19 protein-coding genes are annotated in these 16,479 nt (G+C 72.7%); 10 read left to right on the forward strand and 9 right to left on the reverse strand.

Features of this window, described 5'->3' with window-relative positions; all coding sequences use genetic code 11:
- Positions 1-149 precede the first annotated feature (149 nt).
- The 3 genes from BMW62_RS09625 (at position 150) to BMW62_RS09635 (ending at position 3,625) form a co-directional block, all read left to right on the forward strand.
- Complete coding sequence (locus tag BMW62_RS09625; RefSeq protein ID WP_244523938.1) at positions 150-848, forward strand: succinate dehydrogenase cytochrome b subunit; 699 nt, start codon at positions 150-152, stop codon at positions 846-848.
- A gap of 12 nt (positions 849-860) precedes the next feature.
- Positions 861-2,807 (forward strand): fumarate reductase/succinate dehydrogenase flavoprotein subunit, encoded by a 1,947-nt coding sequence (locus BMW62_RS09630; RefSeq protein ID WP_091930651.1) that lies wholly within the window; start codon positions 861-863, stop codon positions 2,805-2,807.
- A 62-nt stretch (positions 2,808-2,869) separates the two neighbouring features.
- Positions 2,870-3,625 (forward strand): succinate dehydrogenase/fumarate reductase iron-sulfur subunit, encoded by a 756-nt coding sequence (locus BMW62_RS09635; RefSeq protein ID WP_091930793.1) that lies wholly within the window; start codon positions 2,870-2,872, stop codon positions 3,623-3,625.
- Between the two features lie 142 nt (positions 3,626-3,767).
- Here the strand turns inward: BMW62_RS09635 and BMW62_RS09640 are convergent, their stop codons facing one another.
- The 5 genes from BMW62_RS09640 to BMW62_RS09660 all read right to left on the reverse strand — a co-directional run bounded on the left by BMW62_RS09640 (position 3,768) and on the right by BMW62_RS09660 (position 9,287).
- Positions 3,768-6,053: a putative bifunctional diguanylate cyclase/phosphodiesterase gene (locus BMW62_RS09640; RefSeq protein WP_091930652.1), complete on the reverse strand. Its 2,286-nt coding sequence runs from the start codon at positions 6,051-6,053 to the stop codon at positions 3,768-3,770.
- 90 nt (positions 6,054-6,143) lie between these two features.
- Complete coding sequence (locus BMW62_RS09645; protein ID WP_091930653.1) at positions 6,144-7,049, reverse strand: DUF1028 domain-containing protein; 906 nt, start codon at positions 7,047-7,049, stop codon at positions 6,144-6,146.
- A 46-nt stretch (positions 7,050-7,095) separates the two neighbouring features.
- Positions 7,096-8,085: an LLM class flavin-dependent oxidoreductase gene (locus BMW62_RS09650; protein ID WP_091930654.1), complete on the reverse strand. Its 990-nt coding sequence runs from the start codon at positions 8,083-8,085 to the stop codon at positions 7,096-7,098.
- Between the two features lie 130 nt (positions 8,086-8,215).
- A complete protein-coding gene (locus BMW62_RS09655; RefSeq protein WP_091930655.1) occupies positions 8,216-8,833 on the reverse strand; it encodes an LURP-one-related family protein in 618 nt (205 codons plus the stop codon).
- Between the two features lie 112 nt (positions 8,834-8,945).
- Positions 8,946-9,287: a PspC domain-containing protein gene (locus BMW62_RS09660; protein ID WP_091930656.1), complete on the reverse strand. Its 342-nt coding sequence runs from the start codon at positions 9,285-9,287 to the stop codon at positions 8,946-8,948.
- A gap of 98 nt (positions 9,288-9,385) precedes the next feature.
- Between BMW62_RS09660 and BMW62_RS09665 the strand changes: the two genes are divergently transcribed.
- Positions 9,386-9,613 carry a toxin-antitoxin system YwqK family antitoxin gene (locus tag BMW62_RS09665; RefSeq protein WP_091930657.1) on the forward strand — a complete coding sequence of 76 codons (228 nt, stop codon included), beginning with the start codon at positions 9,386-9,388 and terminating at the stop codon, positions 9,611-9,613.
- A gap of 7 nt (positions 9,614-9,620) precedes the next feature.
- Here the strand turns inward: BMW62_RS09665 and BMW62_RS09670 are convergent, their stop codons facing one another.
- A complete protein-coding gene (locus BMW62_RS09670) occupies positions 9,621-10,073 on the reverse strand; it encodes a nuclear transport factor 2 family protein (protein ID WP_091930658.1) in 453 nt (150 codons plus the stop codon).
- 146 nt (positions 10,074-10,219) lie between these two features.
- Between BMW62_RS09670 and BMW62_RS09675 the strand changes: the two genes are divergently transcribed.
- The 6 genes from BMW62_RS09675 (at position 10,220) to BMW62_RS09700 (ending at position 14,454) form a co-directional block, all read left to right on the forward strand.
- Positions 10,220-10,759, forward strand: coding sequence for a dihydrofolate reductase family protein (locus tag BMW62_RS09675; RefSeq protein WP_170852312.1), 540 nt, complete (start codon positions 10,220-10,222; stop codon positions 10,757-10,759).
- A 77-nt stretch (positions 10,760-10,836) separates the two neighbouring features.
- The gene (locus BMW62_RS09680) at positions 10,837-11,073 is read left to right on the forward strand and encodes a hypothetical protein (RefSeq protein WP_091930660.1); all 237 of its coding nucleotides are present in this window, start codon (positions 10,837-10,839) and stop codon (positions 11,071-11,073) included.
- A gap of 60 nt (positions 11,074-11,133) precedes the next feature.
- Complete coding sequence (locus BMW62_RS09685; RefSeq protein WP_091930661.1) at positions 11,134-11,466, forward strand: hypothetical protein; 333 nt, start codon at positions 11,134-11,136, stop codon at positions 11,464-11,466.
- Positions 11,467-11,593: 127 nt separating this feature from the next.
- Positions 11,594-12,778 carry an NAD(P)/FAD-dependent oxidoreductase gene (locus BMW62_RS09690; RefSeq protein ID WP_091930662.1) on the forward strand — a complete coding sequence of 395 codons (1,185 nt, stop codon included), beginning with the start codon at positions 11,594-11,596 and terminating at the stop codon, positions 12,776-12,778.
- Positions 12,779-12,892: 114 nt separating this feature from the next.
- On the forward strand, positions 12,893-13,300 hold the full coding sequence (locus tag BMW62_RS09695; RefSeq protein WP_091930663.1) for a YciI family protein: 408 nt from the start codon (positions 12,893-12,895) through the stop codon (positions 13,298-13,300).
- On the forward strand, positions 13,297-14,454 hold the full coding sequence (locus BMW62_RS09700; protein WP_211435067.1) for an RNA polymerase sigma factor: 1,158 nt from the start codon (positions 13,297-13,299) through the stop codon (positions 14,452-14,454). Before BMW62_RS09695 ends, BMW62_RS09700 begins: the two co-directional genes overlap by 4 nt.
- A gap of 4 nt (positions 14,455-14,458) precedes the next feature.
- Here BMW62_RS09700 and BMW62_RS09705 read toward each other — a convergent pair whose 3' ends face one another.
- The 3 genes from BMW62_RS09705 to BMW62_RS09715 form a co-directional block, all read right to left on the reverse strand.
- Positions 14,459-14,656 carry a hypothetical protein gene (locus BMW62_RS09705; RefSeq protein ID WP_091930665.1) on the reverse strand — a complete coding sequence of 66 codons (198 nt, stop codon included), beginning with the start codon at positions 14,654-14,656 and terminating at the stop codon, positions 14,459-14,461.
- A 108-nt stretch (positions 14,657-14,764) separates the two neighbouring features.
- A complete protein-coding gene (gene ychF / locus BMW62_RS09710) occupies positions 14,765-15,838 on the reverse strand; it encodes a redox-regulated ATPase YchF (RefSeq protein WP_091930666.1) in 1,074 nt (357 codons plus the stop codon).
- A 59-nt stretch (positions 15,839-15,897) separates the two neighbouring features.
- The gene (locus BMW62_RS09715; RefSeq protein ID WP_139206233.1) at positions 15,898-16,407 is read right to left on the reverse strand and encodes a hypothetical protein; all 510 of its coding nucleotides are present in this window, start codon (positions 16,405-16,407) and stop codon (positions 15,898-15,900) included.
- Between the last annotated feature and the right edge of the window lie 72 nt (positions 16,408-16,479).

A 16,479-nucleotide genomic window follows, 5' to 3' on the forward strand; every position in this document is an offset into this window, starting at 1 on the left:
GGCTGCCTGACCCGAGTGCAGAAGTACCGGAGGACGGGCTTCGCCCGCCCCGCGCTGACGCGCGCCTGCAACTCACCTATTCACGGGTCTGTGTCACCTCGTGTTTGGTTGGTGGCAAGCACCGTGTAGTCCTAGCGTGGGGACTTGTGGTGACGGTGGAGCACGCGCAGCGCAGGACCCCCAAGGTTGCGAAGACCAACTCGGTCTTCAAGAAGGCCGTCATGGCCATCAGCGGCATCATCATGGTGCTGTACCTGATCGCGCACGTGATCGGGAACCTGAAGGCCTTCTCGGGCGCCGAGGCGTTCAACTCGTACTCGGGCTGGATCCGGACGGTCGGCAACCCCGCGCTGCCGGGCCAGACGACGCTCTGGGTCATCCGGATCGTGCTGCTGGTGGCGGTGGTGGCGCACTTCTGGGCCGCCGTCTCGCTGTGGCGCCAGGCCAAGCGGGCCCGCCCGCAGGGCTACGTCACCAAGAAGGCCACCGCGCAGAGCTACGCCTCGCGCACCATGCGCTGGGGCGGCGTGATCATCGGCGCCTTCATCATCTACCACATCCTCGACCTCACCACGGGCACGGTGAACGCCGAGGGCTTCGACAGCACGCCGTACGAGCGGCTCGTCGCGAGCTTCCAGAACCCCTTCGTCACGATCTTCTACGCCATCTCGGTGATCCTGCTGGGCATGCACCTGCGGCACGGCATCTGGAGCGCCACGCAGACCCTGGGCCAGAGCAACCGCCGCCGCGAGAAGACCGTCAGCCTCTTCGCGGTGGCATTCGCGACCGTGCTCACTCTCGGCTTCCTGCTCGTGCCCTTCTCCGTCCTCTTCAACATCATCGACTGAGGAGCTCCCCAGATGCCTCTCGAGCTGTTCACCGTCGGCGAGCCGATCGCCGACACCAAGGCCCCCACCGACGTCCCGATCGGCGAGCGCTGGAGCGAGCGCAAGTTCCGCGGCCGCCTGGTCAACCCGGCCAACCGCCGCAAGCTGACGGTCATCGTCGTCGGCACCGGCCTGGCCGGCGGCTCGGCCGCCGCCACGCTGGGCGAGGCCGGCTACAACGTGAAGTCGTTCTGGTACCAGGACAGCCCGCGCCGCGCGCACAGCGTCGCCGCGCAGGGCGGGATCAACGCCGCCAAGAACTACCGCAACGACGGCGACAGCGTGCACCGGCTGTTCTACGACACGGTCAAGGGCGGCGACTTCCGGTCCCGCGAGAACAACGTGCACCGCCTCGCCGAGGTCAGCGTCAACATCATCGACCAGTGCGTGGCCCAGGGCGTGCCCTTCGCCCGCGAGTACGGCGGCCTGCTCGACAACCGCTCGTTCGGCGGCACGCAGGTCTCGCGCACCTTCTACGCCCGCGGCCAGACGGGCCAGCAGCTGCTCTACGGCGCCTACCAGGCCCTCGAGCGGCAGATCGCGGCCAGCAGCGTCGAGCAGCACGCGCGCACCGAGATGCTCGACCTGATCGTGGTCGACGGCCGCGCCCGCGGCATCGTCGCCCGCGACCTGGTCAGCGGCGAGATCAGCACCCACTTCGCGGACGCCGTCGTCATCGCCAGCGGCGGCTACGGCAACGTCTTCTACCTGTCCACCAACGCCAAGGGCTCGAACACCACGGCGATCTGGCGGGCGCACAAGCGGGGCGCGTACTTCGCCAACCCCTGCTACACGCAGATCCACCCGACCTGCATCCCGGTCAAGGGCGACTACCAGTCGAAGCTGACCCTGATGTCGGAGTCGCTCCGCAACGACGGCCGCGTGTGGGTGCCCAAGGAGCGCGGCGACGACCGCGACCCGCGGGACATCCCCGAGTCCGACCGCGACTACTACCTCGAGCGGCTCTACCCCTCGTTCGGCAACCTGGTGCCCCGCGACATCGCCTCGCGCCAGGCCAAGAACGTGTGCGACGAGGGCCGCGGCGTCGGCCCCGGCGGCCTGGGCGTCTACCTGGACTTCGCCGAGGCGATCGAGCGGCTGGGCCGCCCGGCGGTCGAGGCGAAGTACGGCAACCTCTTCGACATGTACGCCCAGATCACGGGCGAGGACCCCTACGCGGTGCCCATGCGGATCTACCCCGCCGTGCACTACACGATGGGCGGTCTGTGGGTGGACTACGACCTGCAGTCGACGATCCCGGGCATGTTCGTGATCGGTGAGGCGAACTTCTCCGACCACGGCGCCAACCGGCTGGGCGCGAGCGCGCTCATGCAGGGCCTGGCCGACGGCTACTTCGTGCTCCCGTCGACGATCAGCAGCTACCTGGCCGACGGGCCGTTCGAGAAGGTCGACGAGAGCCACCCGGCCGCCGTCGAGGCGCTCACCGGCGTGCAGGAGCAGGTGCAGAAGCTGCTCAGCATCAACGGCAACCGCACCCCGGCGTCCTTCCACCGGGAGGTCGGCCAGCTGATGTGGGACCTCTGCGGCATGGAGCGCACGGACGAGGGCCTGCGCAAGGCCATCGACCGCATCCAGGAGATCCGCCAGGAGTTCTGGAGCAACCTGAAGGTGACCGGCGACTGGCACTCGTTCAACCAGACGCTGGAGCACGCCGGCCGGGTCGCCGACTTCATCGAGCTCGCCGAACTGATGTGCATCGACGCCCTGCACCGCCGCGAGAGCTGCGGTGGCCACTTCCGCGCGGAGAGCCAGACCCCCGAGGGCGAGGCGCTCCGCGACGACGAGAACTTCGCCTACGTGGCGGCCTGGGAGTGGACGCCTGCGGGCCAGCCCCCGGTCCTGCACCGGGAAGACCTCGAGTACGAGTACGTCCACCTCGCCCAGCGGAGCTACAAGTGACAGCCACACACGAAGGCGCGATGCGCTCCAGCGTCGGCAACCCCGCGGCCGAGAAGCGCGGGATGAACCTGACGCTGCGCATCTGGCGCCAGCAGGGGCCGACGACCAAGGGCAAGATGGTGACCTACAAGATCACCGACATCTCCCCCGACATGTCGTTCCTCGAGATGCTCGACGTGCTCAACGAGCAGCTGATCATGCAGGGCGACGACCCGGTCGCCTTCGACCACGACTGCCGCGAGGGCATCTGCGGCATGTGCGGCGTCATGATCAACGGCCAGGCGCACGGCCCGCAGCAGACCACGACCTGCCAGCTGCACATGCGGTCCTTCGCCGACGGCGACACGATCGACATCGAGCCGTGGCGGGCCACCGCGTTCCCGATCATCAAGGACCTCGCGGTCGACCGGCGGGCCTTCGACCGGATCATCCAGGCCGGCGGCTACATCAGCGTCCCGACCGGGACCGCGCCGGAGGCGCACGCGACGCCGGTGCCCAAGGCCGACTCGGACGCGGCGTTCGACGCCGCGACCTGCATCGGCTGCGGCGCCTGCGTGGCGGCCTGCCCGAACGCCTCCTCGATGCTGTTCACCGCCGCCAAGGTGACGCACCTCGGGCTGCTCCCCCAGGGCCAGCCCGAGCGCAACGACCGCGTGGTCAACATGGTGGCGCAGCAGGACCGCGAGGGCTTCGGCGGCTGCACCAACATCGGCGAGTGCTCGGCCTCCTGCCCCAAGGGCATCTCGATGGAGACCATCTCCCGGCTCAACCACGACCTGCTCGGCGCCCTGCGCGCGGGGGCCCGCCCGAAGAGCTAGAGAAGGAACCCCTCAACGGGTGGGCACCCACCTGGGTGCCCGCCCGTCGTGCGCTGAGTCCCGAGGAGCGGGGGGCCGGAGGCCTCCCCGACGAGGGCTCTCGGGGCTCAGCGCGCGTGGGGGACGGCTCCTGGTCGCGGTGTCATCCGGAGGATGACGGTGTCATGGCCCGTTCCTGCAGCCAAGCCTCGAGCTGCTCCGGCGGGAGCGGCCGGCTCAGGTGGTACCCCTGGACGACGTCGCACCCCAGTTCGGCCAGCGCCGCGACCGTCGCCGCGTCCTCCGCTCCCTCGGCCACCAGCACCAGGCCCAGCGCGTGGGCGAGCTGGAGGGTGGAGGTGACGATCGACGCCGCCCGTGCGCTGCCGGTCATGGCGGCGATGAACGTGCGGTCCAGCTTCAGCTCGGTGACCGGGAGCGCCGCGAGGTAGGCCAGGCTGGAGTGCCCGGTGCCGTAGTCGTCGATCGCCACGCCGACCCCGGCGTCCCGGAGCCGGGTGAGCACCCGGACAGCGCGCTCCCGGTCCTCCATCAGGAGGCTCTCGGTGACCTCGAGCACCAGGCTGCCGGCGGGGAGGCCGTGGACGGCCAGCAGGCGGGCGACGTCGTCCGGGAAGCCCTGGTCGACCAGGTTCGAGGGGCTGACGTTGACCGCCATGGTCAGCGACCGGCCCTGGTCGGCCCAGCGGCGGCACTGGCCCAGAGCCATGTCGATCACCCGGGTGGTCAGCTGCGCCATCAGCCCGGCCGACTCGGCGAGGTCGATGAACGCGTCGGGGTAGAGCAGGCCCCGCGTCGGGTGCTGCCAGCGCGCGAGCGCCTCGACGCCCGCCACGGTGCCCGTCGGGAGGTCCAGCTTCGGCTGGTAGTGCAGCACCAGCTCGCCGGTCTCCAGGGCCCGGCGCAGCGCCGCGATGTCCTCGAGCCGGTGCCGGCCGTGGCCGTCGCGGTCCTCGTCGTAGACGGCGGCGCCCAGCCGGCCGGACTTGGCCGAGTACATGGCCAGGTCGGCGAGCTGCAGCAGCTCGGCGGCGTTGCGGGAGTGCTCAGGCCCCACGGCGATGCCGGCGGCGGCGTCGACGGCGAGCTCCATGCCGCCCAGCCGGAACGGGCGCTGCAGATGGGTGCGCAGCCGCTCGGCCAGGGCCCGGGCGCCCTCGGCGTCGAGGTCCCGGGCAAGGACGACGAACTCGTCCCCACCCAGCCGGGCCAGCAGGTCGCCCTCGCGCACCTGGGCCCGCAGCCGGGTGCCGACCTCGCGCAGCAGCGCGTCGCCGACCCCGTGGCCCAGCGAGTCGTTGATCTCCTTGAACCGGTCGAGGTCGAGCACGAGGACGGCCACCTCCTCGCCGGCGAGCAGCCGCTCGTCGCCGGCGTCGAGGGCCTCGAAGACCGAGCGGCGGTTGGGCAGCCCGGTCAGCTCGTCGGTGCGCGCCTGCCGGCGGCTGTCGGCCAGCGCCCGGACGGCGCGGAAGGTGAGCGCGGTGCGGGCCAGGGCGGCCAGGACGGCGCCGAGGGCGAGCGCCCCGGCGACCGGGTCGCCCCCGTGGAAGTAGCCGTGCGCCAGCAGGCCGACCGCGCTCAGTGTGCAGACCGCCGGCACGAGCAGCGGTGCACGCCCCGCCGAGGCGTCGGTGCGCCCGCTCTTCGGGATGTGGCACGCCGAGAGCCCGAAGCAGAGGAACGCCAGGCCCCACACCACGTCCAGCGGGCTGCCCACGACGTAGGTGCCGTGCGCGACCTGGTAGGCGTACGCGGTGTCACCGGTGACGAAGAGGAGGAGGCCGGTGACGATCCACCACCACCCGCCCCCGCCGTGCCGGCCGATGACGACCAGCCCGCCGGCCAGCAGGCTCAGCAGCAGCAGGTCACCCACCGGGTAGGCGATGCCGACGAACGCGGCACCGTCGCCACCGGGGGCGCTGCGCAGCAGGTCGCCGAGAACCAGGGACGCGGCCACGGCACCGGCGGTGAGCCCGGTGACCAGGCAGTCGAGCCAGAGGTTCGCCGTCAGGCGCCGCACCCGGCCCCGGATCATCAGCAGGAGCGCCAGGAAGGCCAGCGGGTAGAAGCCCAGCTGGAACGCATCGGCCCACGACGGCCGGGGGACGGCGTCCAGGGACCGGTAGTGCATCTCGTAGACCGCACCGCCCACCAGGTAGGCGCCGACCGCGCCGGCGAAGCAGTGCCACGCCCGGCGGGTGGCCGGCGACACCCGCGCCCGCACGACGAGCATGCCGGTGAGCGCCGCGAGGAATACGAGCTTCCCCCCGGCGGCCAGGTACTCCCCGACGTACGGCGTCCCGAGGGCGGCCAGCGCCAGGCTGAGCACCCACACGGCCGTCGCGACGGTGGCGGTGATGCGGACGGTGCGCAGCGCGCGGTCCGCGCCCCGCTCCCGTGCGATCCCGGTGCGCCGCTGTCCCATGGCCGAGGGATCGGCGCGATACGGGATCGTCTGAAACGCAGATCACGTCCGCTCCCCCCGCCGGGGGGAGACCGGGCGCGGCGCACGGGGTCAGCTCGGCGGCACCGGCGGGATGATGCGGTCGACCACGTCGGCCGGCATGAGCCCGGCCTTGCCGAAGCGGCTGGCGGCCTCGATGAACTGCGGCGCGGAGGCGGCGAGGTCCACGAGCATCGCGCGGGCGTCGTCCTCGCGCCCGGCGAGCGCCGCCACGACGGCCCGCCACATCAGCTGGTCGGGCTCGCTGACCGGGTCCATCGGCCGCAGCAGCTCCAGCTCCCGGTCGGCGGTGACCGGGTCGCCGTCGATGGCCTGCTGGAACGCGCGGACGACGTCCTGGTAGCGGGCGCGGGTGACGGTGAGGTCGGCCAGGACGCCCAGCGGGTCCGGGGAGTCGTCGACGCGCAGGTCGACCACCATGTCGTGCCAGGGCCGCCCGGTGGTGGTGGCGCGGACGACCATGATCGCGGCCGAGCGGCGTCCCCGGAAGTCACCGCCGGCCTCCTCCCCCGCCACCAGCGAGCCGAGCAGCCGTTGCGCGAGCGGGCCGGCGGAGCCCTCGAACCGCTCCACCATCGCCTCCCACACCGCCGGGGAGCTGGCCATGTTGGCCAGCGCGACGCAGGTGTCGCCGATCAGGTGACCGGCGGCGTCCACGCAGCTCGTGCCGGTGTACGCGGACAGGTCTCCGTTCACCCCGAGGACCGCGACCTGGCGGCGCTCGGGCTGCGGGTCGACGCTGCTGAGCGCCGTCAGCACCTCCTGGGCGGTGAACCCGCCACGGAGCAGGTCGAGCCCGACGGCGCCGTACATGGGCTCGGCCATCGACTGCGTGGCGATGACACCGTGCCCGGGGAGGGCGAAGGGCACGCTGTTGCCGACCGCGAAGGCCTGGGACTGGGTGGCCACGCCCATCTCCCCGGTCTCGGGATCGCGGGCCACGATCGAGTACGTCACCGGCGCCGCCTACCCGTGGCTCCCCGGGGGCCGAAACACGGGTACGTCACAGCGCGCGGGATCCCATCGCCTCGGCCACGAGCTCCACCGACCGCAGCCGGCCCTCGAGGGACCCCGACTGGTGGGCGACGATCAGCTCGTCGGCGTCGGCGAGCTTGGCGAAGCCCTCGAGGTGCTCGCGCACCTCGACCGGGGTGCCGACGGCGGTGTGGGTGAGCATCGTGCCGACGTGGTGCCCGGCCCCCTGGGCGAGCAGCTGGTCGGCCTGCTCGTCGGTGACCGCCCGGCCGCGGCCGAACAGGCCGACGGCCAGGTTCCGGCGGACGGCGTGCAGCTGCTCCTGGGCGGCCGCGGTGCTGTCGGCGGCGACCACGTTGACGCCGGCGATGACGTAGGGCTCCGCGAGCTGCTCCGAGGGCTTGAACTCCTGCCGGTACGCGGCGACGGCGGGCTCGAGCATGGCGGGCGCGAAGTGCGAGGCGAAGGCGTAGGGCAGCCCCAGCGCGGCGGCCAGCGTGGCGCCGAACATCGACGAGCCCAGCACGTACAGCGGCACCCGCGAGCCCTTGCCGGGGATCGCGTCGACGCCGGGCACCCGGCTCTCGCCGGCCAGGTAGGCCTGCAGCTCGAGCACGTCCTGCGGGAAGGTGTCGGCGGAGCGCGGGTCGCGGCGCAGCGCGTACATGGTGTTCTGGTCGCTGCCCGGCGCACGCCCCAACCCCAGGTCGATGCGGCCCGGGTACATCGCGTCGAGCGTGCCGAACTGCTCGGCGATCGTCAGCGGCGAGTGGTTGGGCAGCATGATGCCGCCGGCGCCCAGCCGGATGCTGCGGGTCTGCGCGCCGACGTGGGCGATCAGCACGCTGGTGGCCGACGACGCGATCGAGGGCATGTTGTGGTGCTCGGCGTACCAGACCCGCGCGTAGCCGTGCTCCTCCGCGCGCTGGGCGAGGGCCACGCTCGCGGCGATGGCGCTCGTCGGGGTCTCCCCGCGCGGGATGGGTGCCAGGTCGAGGACGGACAGGGTGGTGCTCATGCGGTGCGGCCTTTCGCGTCGGTTGCCCAGCGCAACGCCCGACGTGGCCGGCTCCTTCCCCCGGGTGTGGGCGCGTACACCCGGTTCCAGCGCCAGGAACCGGGCGTACGCGCACTCCGTCGTCAGACGGTCAGCGGCTCTGCAGCGCGTCCAGGGCCACCGCCATCGACGCCGCCACCCGGAAGTCCAGGCGCGGATCGGGGACGGTCACCGTGTAGTGGTCGCGCAGCGCGATCCGCTTCTCGCTGCTCATCACGACCGTCCCGGTCCGGCTGTCGGTGAAGTCGAAGTGGAAGAGGAAGGGCACCGGGATGTTGTTCAGGAACGGGATGAAGTTCCACACCCGGCGCAGCACCGCGATGAACTGGTTGCGCTCCTGGCCGACCGCCTCGACGCCGGGTGCGGAGACGTGCCAGGTGGAGCGCAGGAGGCTGGCCCCGAAGTCCTTGCGGAAGTAGCCGATGGGCTGCCCGTGCTCGTCGACGATGTCGTGCTCGGCGCCGACGTCGAGGCGCTGCCGGGCCTTGAAGGAGAACACCCGCCGGGTCTTGCCCGCGTCGGCGAAGAAGACGACCTCCTCGCGGAGCTTCATCCGCTTCTGCTCGGCGAGGGCGAGGAGGTGCCCCTCGCTGCCGTCGGGGTTCGCCGCCAGCACCTCGTAGCGGTTGACCATCATCGTGACCCGCTGCCGGACGAAGAACTGCGGGACGACCATGGGGGCCGGCTGGTGTCCGGAGGGAACGGTCACGTCGGTGCTCCGTCGCTGATCGGGGCTGGGGCACGCCCATCCTGGCGGACCGGCGCCGGTCGTGGGCCGGCGCCGATCCGCGTGTCGCCCGTCGGGAGGACCGCCGCCGGGTTCACCGCGGCGAGGCCGCACGGCGCCCGGTGAGGGCGTCGTGCAGGCGCTGGACCAGCCGCTCCAGGGGGCTGGGGGTCTCGTCGCTGCGGGCCGGCCCGGCGGGCATCAGCACCCAGAGCAGCAGGTAGACCAGGACGCCGGCGCCACCGGCGACGGTGAGCCCGACGAAGCCGACCCGCCAGAGGACGGTGTCGATGCCGCTGTAGTCGGCGAGGCCGCCGCAGACGCCGCCGGCCATCCGGTCGGTGGTGCTGCGCCGGAGCTCCGGCCGTCCCGGCGGGGGCTGCTGCTCCGCGCCGGGGGCGTCCGCGGGGGGAGGGAGGGGAACCGAGTTCGTCATGCCACGAGCCTGCGTCCCGCGGCGGCGCCGGAACATCCGGTGACACCCGGATCCGCCCCTGGTTCCGCCCTCAGGGTCGGCCCTGGTGAGATGCGGGCATGCCGCAGGCCGACTTCTCCGAGGGACTCCACGAAGAGCGCCACCGTGACGGCTCCGTGCGCGCCCGCGGCCGCGTCGTCGGCGGTGAGCCGGACGGGTACTGGGAGTGGTTCCGGCTGGACGGCACCCTGCTGCGGTCGGGTTCTTTCGACCGGGGGCGCCAGACCGGTGAGTGGACGACGTACGACCGCGGCGGCGCACCGTACAAGGTGACGACCAAGCCCTGAGCCCGCCTCAGCGGAGCGGCAGCGGGCTGGTGTCGCCGTCCTCCCGCGGGCCGAGGATCCACCGCTCCTCGAGGGCGATGGGGACGTCGTTGATGCTGGCCTCCCGCCGGCGCATGAGGCCGTCGGCGGCGAACTCCCAGTTCTCGTTGCCGTAGGAGCGCCAGGTACGGCCCTCCGCGTCGTGCCACTCGTACTGGAAGCGGACCGCGATGCGGTCGTCGGTGAAGGCCCACAGCTCCTTGCGCAGCGCGTAGTCCTGCTCGCGCTGCCACTTGCGGGTCAGGAACTCCACCACCTCGTCGCGGCCCCGCAGGAACTCGGCGCGGTTTCGCCACACGGTGTCCTCGGTGTAGGCCTGCGCCACCCGCACCGGGTCGCGGGAGTTCCAGGCGTCCTCCGCGGCGCGCACCTTCTGGCGGGCGGTCTCCAGGGTGAACGGCGGGAACGGGGGGCGGGGCACGCGGTACCTCCTCGGCGCAGGGTGGCCGCCGGCCGGCCACCGCCGCCAGCCTGCCGGGGATGCGCCGTTGCCGCGCGCCCGGCGGATGAGTTCCCCGCCGCCTGCGCGTCTAGGTTCTCGACGACCGCATCATCGAAGGAGATCCCGTGGGGCGCATCACCGCTGCTCTGTTCACGACCGTCGACGGCTCGGCCGAGCGCCCCGATCTGTGGCACGGCCCGTACTTCGACGAGGCGATGGGCAAGGCCATGGACCGGCACCTGGGGCGCTGCGAGTCCTACCTCATGGGCCGGGTGCTGCACGACCAGTGGGCGGAGTACTGGCCGGGCAACGACAGCGACGAGTTCGCCGAGTTCATCAACCCGATCCCGAAGTTCGTGCTGTCCACGACGCTGGAGCGCTCCGGCTGGGCCGGCACCACGGTGCTGCGCAGCCTGGACGACGTGCGGGCGCTGAAGGAGCGCACCGAGGGCACCATCGGCATGTCGGGCAGCCTCAGCACGGTGCGGTCGCTGCTGGCGGCCGGCCTGCTCGACGAGCTGGTGCTGCTGGTCGACCCGGTCGTGGTCTCCGGCGAGCGGCGCTGGACCGACGAGCTGGACCGCACGCCGCTGGAGCTGGTGTCCTCCGAGGCGCTGCCGACCGGCGTGCTGCACGTGGTCTACCGGCCGGCCGCGCAGGGCTGAGACTGAGGCGCCGCGTCGCCGCCGAGAGTTCGGGGCTGCGTCACCTCCCGGACACCTCGGGTGCCCACGCTGGCGCCATGACGGCGAGCCTCTTCGTGATCGGTATCCGGGTCGGGTGGATCGGACCCGACGTCCGGCCCGGGGACGACGGTTTCGCGCGGGCCGCCGGCGTCGCGCACGCCGTGGCCAAGCCGGTGGTCGACGGGCTGGAGTCCTCGCTGTGCGGCCAGCTGGTGCGCGCCACCGCCGCGCAGGACTGGTCGTCGCAGCGGCAGGTGGCGCGCTGCGAGGAGTGCACCCGCCTCGCCGGCTGACCACCACCGGCGCGCGCGTGGGCCCACCGCTCGGCGCGCCGCTCACCTGACCTCCGCCGCGTGCTCGTCGAACACGCGCGCCTCCGCCGCACCCGCGTCGACCGGTGGCGGCGGCCGGTCCTCGCTCTCGCGGTCCTCGGCCTCGCCTTCTGGGCCGCGTCCTACAGCTGGGTGCTCGGGCTGACCCCGCCCACCCGGTGGCTCAGCGCCACCGCCCCGCCGTGGGGGGTCATGGAGGTCGCCGCCCTCGCCACCGGTGCGGCCGCCCTGGTCGGCGGCGTCCTGCTGGCCCGGCGTGGGGTGGGTCCCGCCCGGCGCACCGGGATCCTGGCGATCTGGGAGGCCGGCTTCACGCTGGTCGCGACGACCGCCGGGATGGTCGTCTCCGTGTGACGCCGAGCGGGCGTGCCGATCGAGCGCAGGTCCGCGGTTCGGAACCCGCGCAAACTGGGCAGGCTGGACACGGTGGCCGAGCTGCGGCGCTGAGGAGAGGTCCGCGGCCTGATCGTGGGGAGCGGACGTGGCGGGAACGAACGTGCTCATCGTCGGTGGCGGCAACGCCGGCATCTCGCTGGCGGCGCGGCTGCTCCGGGACGGGGTCCCCGACGTGACCGTGGTGGCCCCGCAGCCGGTGCACCGGTACAAGCCGCTGCTGAACTACGTCGCCGCCGGCGAGGCGTCGATGTCGGAGCTGGAACGCCCGATGGCCGAGGTCGTGCCGGACGGGTGCGCGTGGATCCGCGACGCCGTCGAGGCGGTCGATCCCACCGCCCGCACGGTGCGCACGCGCGGAGGCCGGACGCTGCACTGGTCGACGCTCGTGCTCTGCCCTGGCCTGGTCGAGGACTGGGGCGCGACGCCGGGGCTGCAGCAGGCCTACGCCGAGGGCTGGGCCGCGTCGTCCTACGTGCCGGGCAGCACCCCGCTGGTGTGGCCGAGCGTGACGTCGCTGCGGTCGGGCTCCGCCGTCTTCACCGTGCCGCCGGAGCCGGCGTCGTGCGGGCCCACCGCGCTGAAGCCCCTGCTCATGGCGTGCGACCACTGGCGGCGCGCCGGGGTGCTCGGCGACCTGCAGGTGCGCCTCCTCCTCCCGGAAGCGACCGGGACGGGCATCCCGGAGGCGGACCGGTTCCTGGAGGACGTGTTCGCGGACTACGGCATCGAGGTGCTCCGCGAGACGCGGATCGAGGAGGTGGACGGCGACCTGCACTCGGTCACGGTCAGCTCGCCGAGCGGCCGCCGGGTGCTGGAGGACGTCGCCTTCGCGCACGCCGTCCCGCACTACCGGGCGCCGCGCTGGATCGCCGACGCCGGGCTCGCCGTCGACCCGGCGCCGGGCCTGGTGGACGTCGACCCCCAGACGATGCGGCACCGCCGCCACGAGTCGGTCTGGGGCCTCGGTGACGCCGCCGCCCTCGCCACCCGGCCGTCGGGTGGCGCGCTGCGGAAGCAGGTCGACGTGCTGAGCAAGAACCTGCAGGCCGCCGAGAAAGGCAAGCCGATGCGGCACTACAACGGCTACACGGTCATGCCGATCACCGTGAGCCGCCGGAAGCTGATGCTCAACGAGGTCGACCGCGACAACCGGTCGCAGCCGTCGGTGCCCTTCCTGGACCCGTTCGTGCCGCGGCGGTGGCAGTGGCTGTTCGACCGCTACGGGCTGCCGCAGGTGTACTGGCACCGCATCCTCCGCGGCCGGGTCTGAGCCTCTTCGGATTCTTTTCGACGGGGTCTGCAGCCCGTGTCGAGAAACCGCGGGCGGTTCCGTCCCAGGGGTGCGAACGGCCACGATGGGCCGTACCTCACCAGGGAGAACACCATGGCCAAGTACCTGCTGCTCAAGCACTACCGCGGCGCGCCGGCGGCGGTCAACGACGTCCCGATGGAGAAGTGGACGCCCGAGGAGATCTCGGCCCACGTGCAGTACATGCAGGACTTCGCGACTCGGCTCGAGGGCACCGGCGAGTTCGTCGACGGGCAGGCGCTGGCGCCCGAGGGGACGTGGGTCCGCTCGGACGGCGAGGGCCGGCCGCCGGTCACCGACGGCCCGTTCGCGGAGACGAAGGACCTGATCGCCGGCTGGATGGTGATCGACGTCGACAGCCACGAGCGGGCGGTCGAGCTGGCCGGTGAGCTGTCCGCGGCTCCCGGCGCGAGTGGGAAGCCGATCCACGAGTGGCTGGAGCTGCGCCCCTTCCTCACGGCGCCGCCCACCATCACGGAGTGACCGCCCCGGTGGACGAGACCCTGCTGCGGGCGATCGTCCCCACCGTGATCGGGGTCCTCGGCCGCCGCGGAGCCGACTTCGCGGCGGCCGAGGACGCCGTCCAGGAGGCCCTGGTCGAAGCCGTGCGGGTGTGGCCGGACGACCCACCGCGTGACCCGCAGAACTGGCTGGTCACGGTGGCCTGGCGCAAGTTCCTCGACGCCACCCGCGCCGAGTCGTCGCGGCGGCAGCGCGAGCTGCGCGTCGAGGCCGAGCCGGAGCCCGGGCCGGCGGAGGCCCGGGACGATTCCCTGCGGCTCTACTTCCTGTGCGCCCACCCCTCGCTGACGCCGGCCTCGGCTGTCGCTCTCACGCTACGCGCGATCGGCGGGCTGACCACCCGGCAGATCGCCCAGGCCTACCTCGTGCCCGAGGCGACGATGGCGCAGCGGATCAGCCGGGCCAAGCGGACGGTGTCGGGCGTCCGCTTCGACCGGCCCGGCGACATCGGCACCGTGCTGCGGGTGCTCTACCTGGTGTTCAACGAGGGATACTCGGGCGACGTCGACCTCGCCGCGGAGGCGATCCGCCTCACCCGGCAGCTCGCGGCCGTCAGCGACCACCCCGAGGTGTCGGGGTTGCTCGCGCTCATGCTGCTGCACCACGCCCGGCGCCCGGCACGCACCGGCCCCGACGGCGCCCTGGTACCGCTGGCCGAGCAGGACCGCGGCGCGTGGGACATCCGGTTGATCGCCGAGGGGGTCGACGTGCTGCAGGCGGCGCTGGCGCGCGACCGGCTGGGCGAGTTCCAGGCCCAGGCCGCGATCGCCGCGCTGCACGCGGACGCACGGACGGCGGACGAGACCGACTGGGTGCAGATCGTCGAGTGGTACGACGAGCTGGTGCGGCTGACCGGCAGCCCGATCGCGCGGCTCAACCGGGCCGTCGCGGTCGGCGAGGCCGACGGCGCGCGAGCCGGCCTGGCGGCGCTGGCCGAGCTCGACCCGTCGCTCCCCCGCTTCACCGCCGTGGCGGCGTACCTGCACGAGAAGGACGGCGACGCCGCGACCGCGGCCCGGCTCTACGCCGACGCCGCCCGGGCTGCACCCGACCTGCGTGAGCGCGACCACCTCACGCGGCAGGCGGCACGGCTCAACGCCCGCCCCGGCGGGTGACTGGCTACCGCTGCTGCCGGCGGGCGATGAGGACGAGGCCGCCGACCAGGATGACGATGGGTGCCCAGCCCGGCAGGCCGAAGGGCCCGACGATCAGCTGGATCACGAAGATGGCGAGCTGGAAGGCGACGATGAAGCCCACCAGGAGCAGGAGCCCGAAGATCAGCGGCCGCTCCGCCTGCAGCTGTCGCAGGTAGTCCATCAGGTCTCCTCGGTCGTAGGCCGCCCCGGCAGCTCCGGGCCACCAGGGACATCGACAGCAGAACGCCGCTCCTGTAGCCCCTGTTCCGCCCGACCCCGACCCGCGCGGTCAGACGTTGAAGCGGAACTCCACGACGTCGCCGTCGGCCATGACGTAGTCCTTGCCCTCCATGCGCACCCAGCCCTTGGACTTGGCCTCGGCCATGGAGCCGGCCTCGACGATCTGGTCGTAGGAGACGATCTCGGCCTTGATGAAGCCGCGCTGGAAGTCGGTGTGGATGACGCCGGCGGCCTGCGGGGCGGTCGCGCCGACCGGGATCGTCCAGGCGCGGGCCTCCTTCGGCCCGGCGGTCAGGTAGGTCTGCAGCCCGAGGGTGCGGAACCCGACCTTGGCGAGCTGGTCGAGCCCGGGCTCGTTCTGCCCGATCGACTCCAGCAGCTCGGCGGCCTCGTCGGCGGGCAGTTCGATCAGCTCCGACTCGGTCTGGGCGTCGAGGAAGATCGCCTCGGCCGGGGCCACCAGCGCGCGCAGCTCGTCGAGCACCTCGGCGCTGCCCAGCTCGTCGGCGTCGACGTTGAAGACGTAGAGGAACGGCTTGGTCGTGAGCAGCGTCAGCTCGCGCAGCGGCTCGGGGTCGACACCGGCGGAGAAGAGCGTCTTACCGCTGTTGAGCACCTCCTGCGCGGCGACGGCGGCGTCGTGCAGGGCCTTGCGGTCCTTGTCCTTGCGCGACTCCTTCTCCAGCCGCGGGACCGCCTTCTCCAGCGTCTGCATGTCGGCCAGCACGAGCTCGGTGTTGATCGTCTCGATGTCGTCGGCCGGGCTGACCTTCCCCTCGACGTGCACGACGTCGGGGTCGGTGAAGACGCGGATGACCTGGCAGATCGCGTCGCTCTCGCGGATGTTCGCCAGGAACTTGTTGCCCAACCCCTGGCCCTCGCTGGCGCCGCGCACGATGCCGGCGATGTCGACGAACGAGACCGTCGCCGGGATGATCTTCTGGCTGCCGAAGATCTCGGCCAGCTTCGCCAGCCGCTCGTCCGGCACGCCCACCACGCCGACGTTCGGCTCGATCGTCGCGAACGGGTAGTTCGCCGCGAGGACGTCGTTCTTGGTCAGGGCGTTGAAGAGCGTCGACTTGCCGACGTTGGGCAGGCCGACGATCCCGATGGTGAGACTCACGGGATACCAGCCTACGGCGCCCGCGGCCGGAGTCCCGTGCCCGCCGCGGCCCGCGCCGGTCAGTCGGTCGTGTCGGGGCTCGCCGGTGCGAGGGGGCCCGTCGGCGGCGCCGCGCCCGTGGGCACGGCTCCGGGGGGACCCTCCGGCGTCCCGGCCTCCACCTCGCAGGCGTCGATGCTCGTCTGCAGCCGCCGCTGCAGGGGCTGCAGCTCGCGGACGATCTCGTCGAGCCGGGTGGCGTTGAAGTCGGCGATCGCCTCGCCCAGCTCGTCGATGAGCTGGGCGATGTCCTGGGCCGCGTTGACGGCGCGCAGGCAGTCGTCGTCGATCGTCACCTGCCCCGTCGCTCCGCTCCCCTCCCCCGCCCCGGGGTCCGGGAACGCCGGCCGCGCGGCGTCCGGGTTCGTCGGCACCGGCGCCGCCACGAGCACGCTGCCCTCGCTCAGCAACCCGACGAGGACGACCCCCACGACCAGGCCGCCCAGGAAGGCGCCGGCCCGTCCCCACCACCGCAGCACCCGCCGCCACCCCTCCTGGGGCATCGGTGACCTCGTGCCGGGTTCGGTCATGGTCGGACCTCCGCTCGCCGGGCAGGCGCGTCCGCCCCCGGTTACCCTCCGCGTGCGGTGCCAACCGGGGAT

The organism is Blastococcus sp. DSM 46786, assembly GCF_900109665.1.
Classification (GTDB): Bacteria; Actinomycetota; Actinomycetes; order Mycobacteriales; family Geodermatophilaceae; genus Blastococcus; species Blastococcus carthaginiensis.

Bases quoted from the DNA above. Each gene is read 5' to 3' on its own strand.
- BMW62_RS09630 (WP_091930651.1), top strand. From the start codon at position 861: ATGCCTCTCGAGCTGTTCACCGTCGGCGAGCCGATCGCCGACACCAAG.
- BMW62_RS09635 (WP_091930793.1), top strand. From the start codon at position 2,870: ATGAACCTGACGCTGCGCATCTGGCGCCAGCAGGGGCCGACGACCAAG.
- BMW62_RS09640 (WP_091930652.1), bottom strand. From the start codon at position 6,053: ATGGGACAGCGGCGCACCGGGATCGCACGGGAGCGGGGCGCGGACCGC.
- BMW62_RS09650 (WP_091930654.1), bottom strand. From the start codon at position 8,085: ATGAGCACCACCCTGTCCGTCCTCGACCTGGCACCCATCCCGCGCGGG.
- BMW62_RS09660 (WP_091930656.1), bottom strand. From the start codon at position 9,287: ATGACGAACTCGGTTCCCCTCCCTCCCCCCGCGGACGCCCCCGGCGCG.
- BMW62_RS09665 (WP_091930657.1), top strand. From the start codon at position 9,386: ATGCCGCAGGCCGACTTCTCCGAGGGACTCCACGAAGAGCGCCACCGT.
- BMW62_RS09680 (WP_091930660.1), top strand. From the start codon at position 10,837: ATGACGGCGAGCCTCTTCGTGATCGGTATCCGGGTCGGGTGGATCGGA.
- BMW62_RS09695 (WP_091930663.1), top strand. From the start codon at position 12,893: ATGGCCAAGTACCTGCTGCTCAAGCACTACCGCGGCGCGCCGGCGGCG.
- BMW62_RS09705 (WP_091930665.1), bottom strand. From the start codon at position 14,656: ATGGACTACCTGCGACAGCTGCAGGCGGAGCGGCCGCTGATCTTCGGG.
- BMW62_RS09715 (WP_139206233.1), bottom strand. From the start codon at position 16,407: ATGACCGAACCCGGCACGAGGTCACCGATGCCCCAGGAGGGGTGGCGG.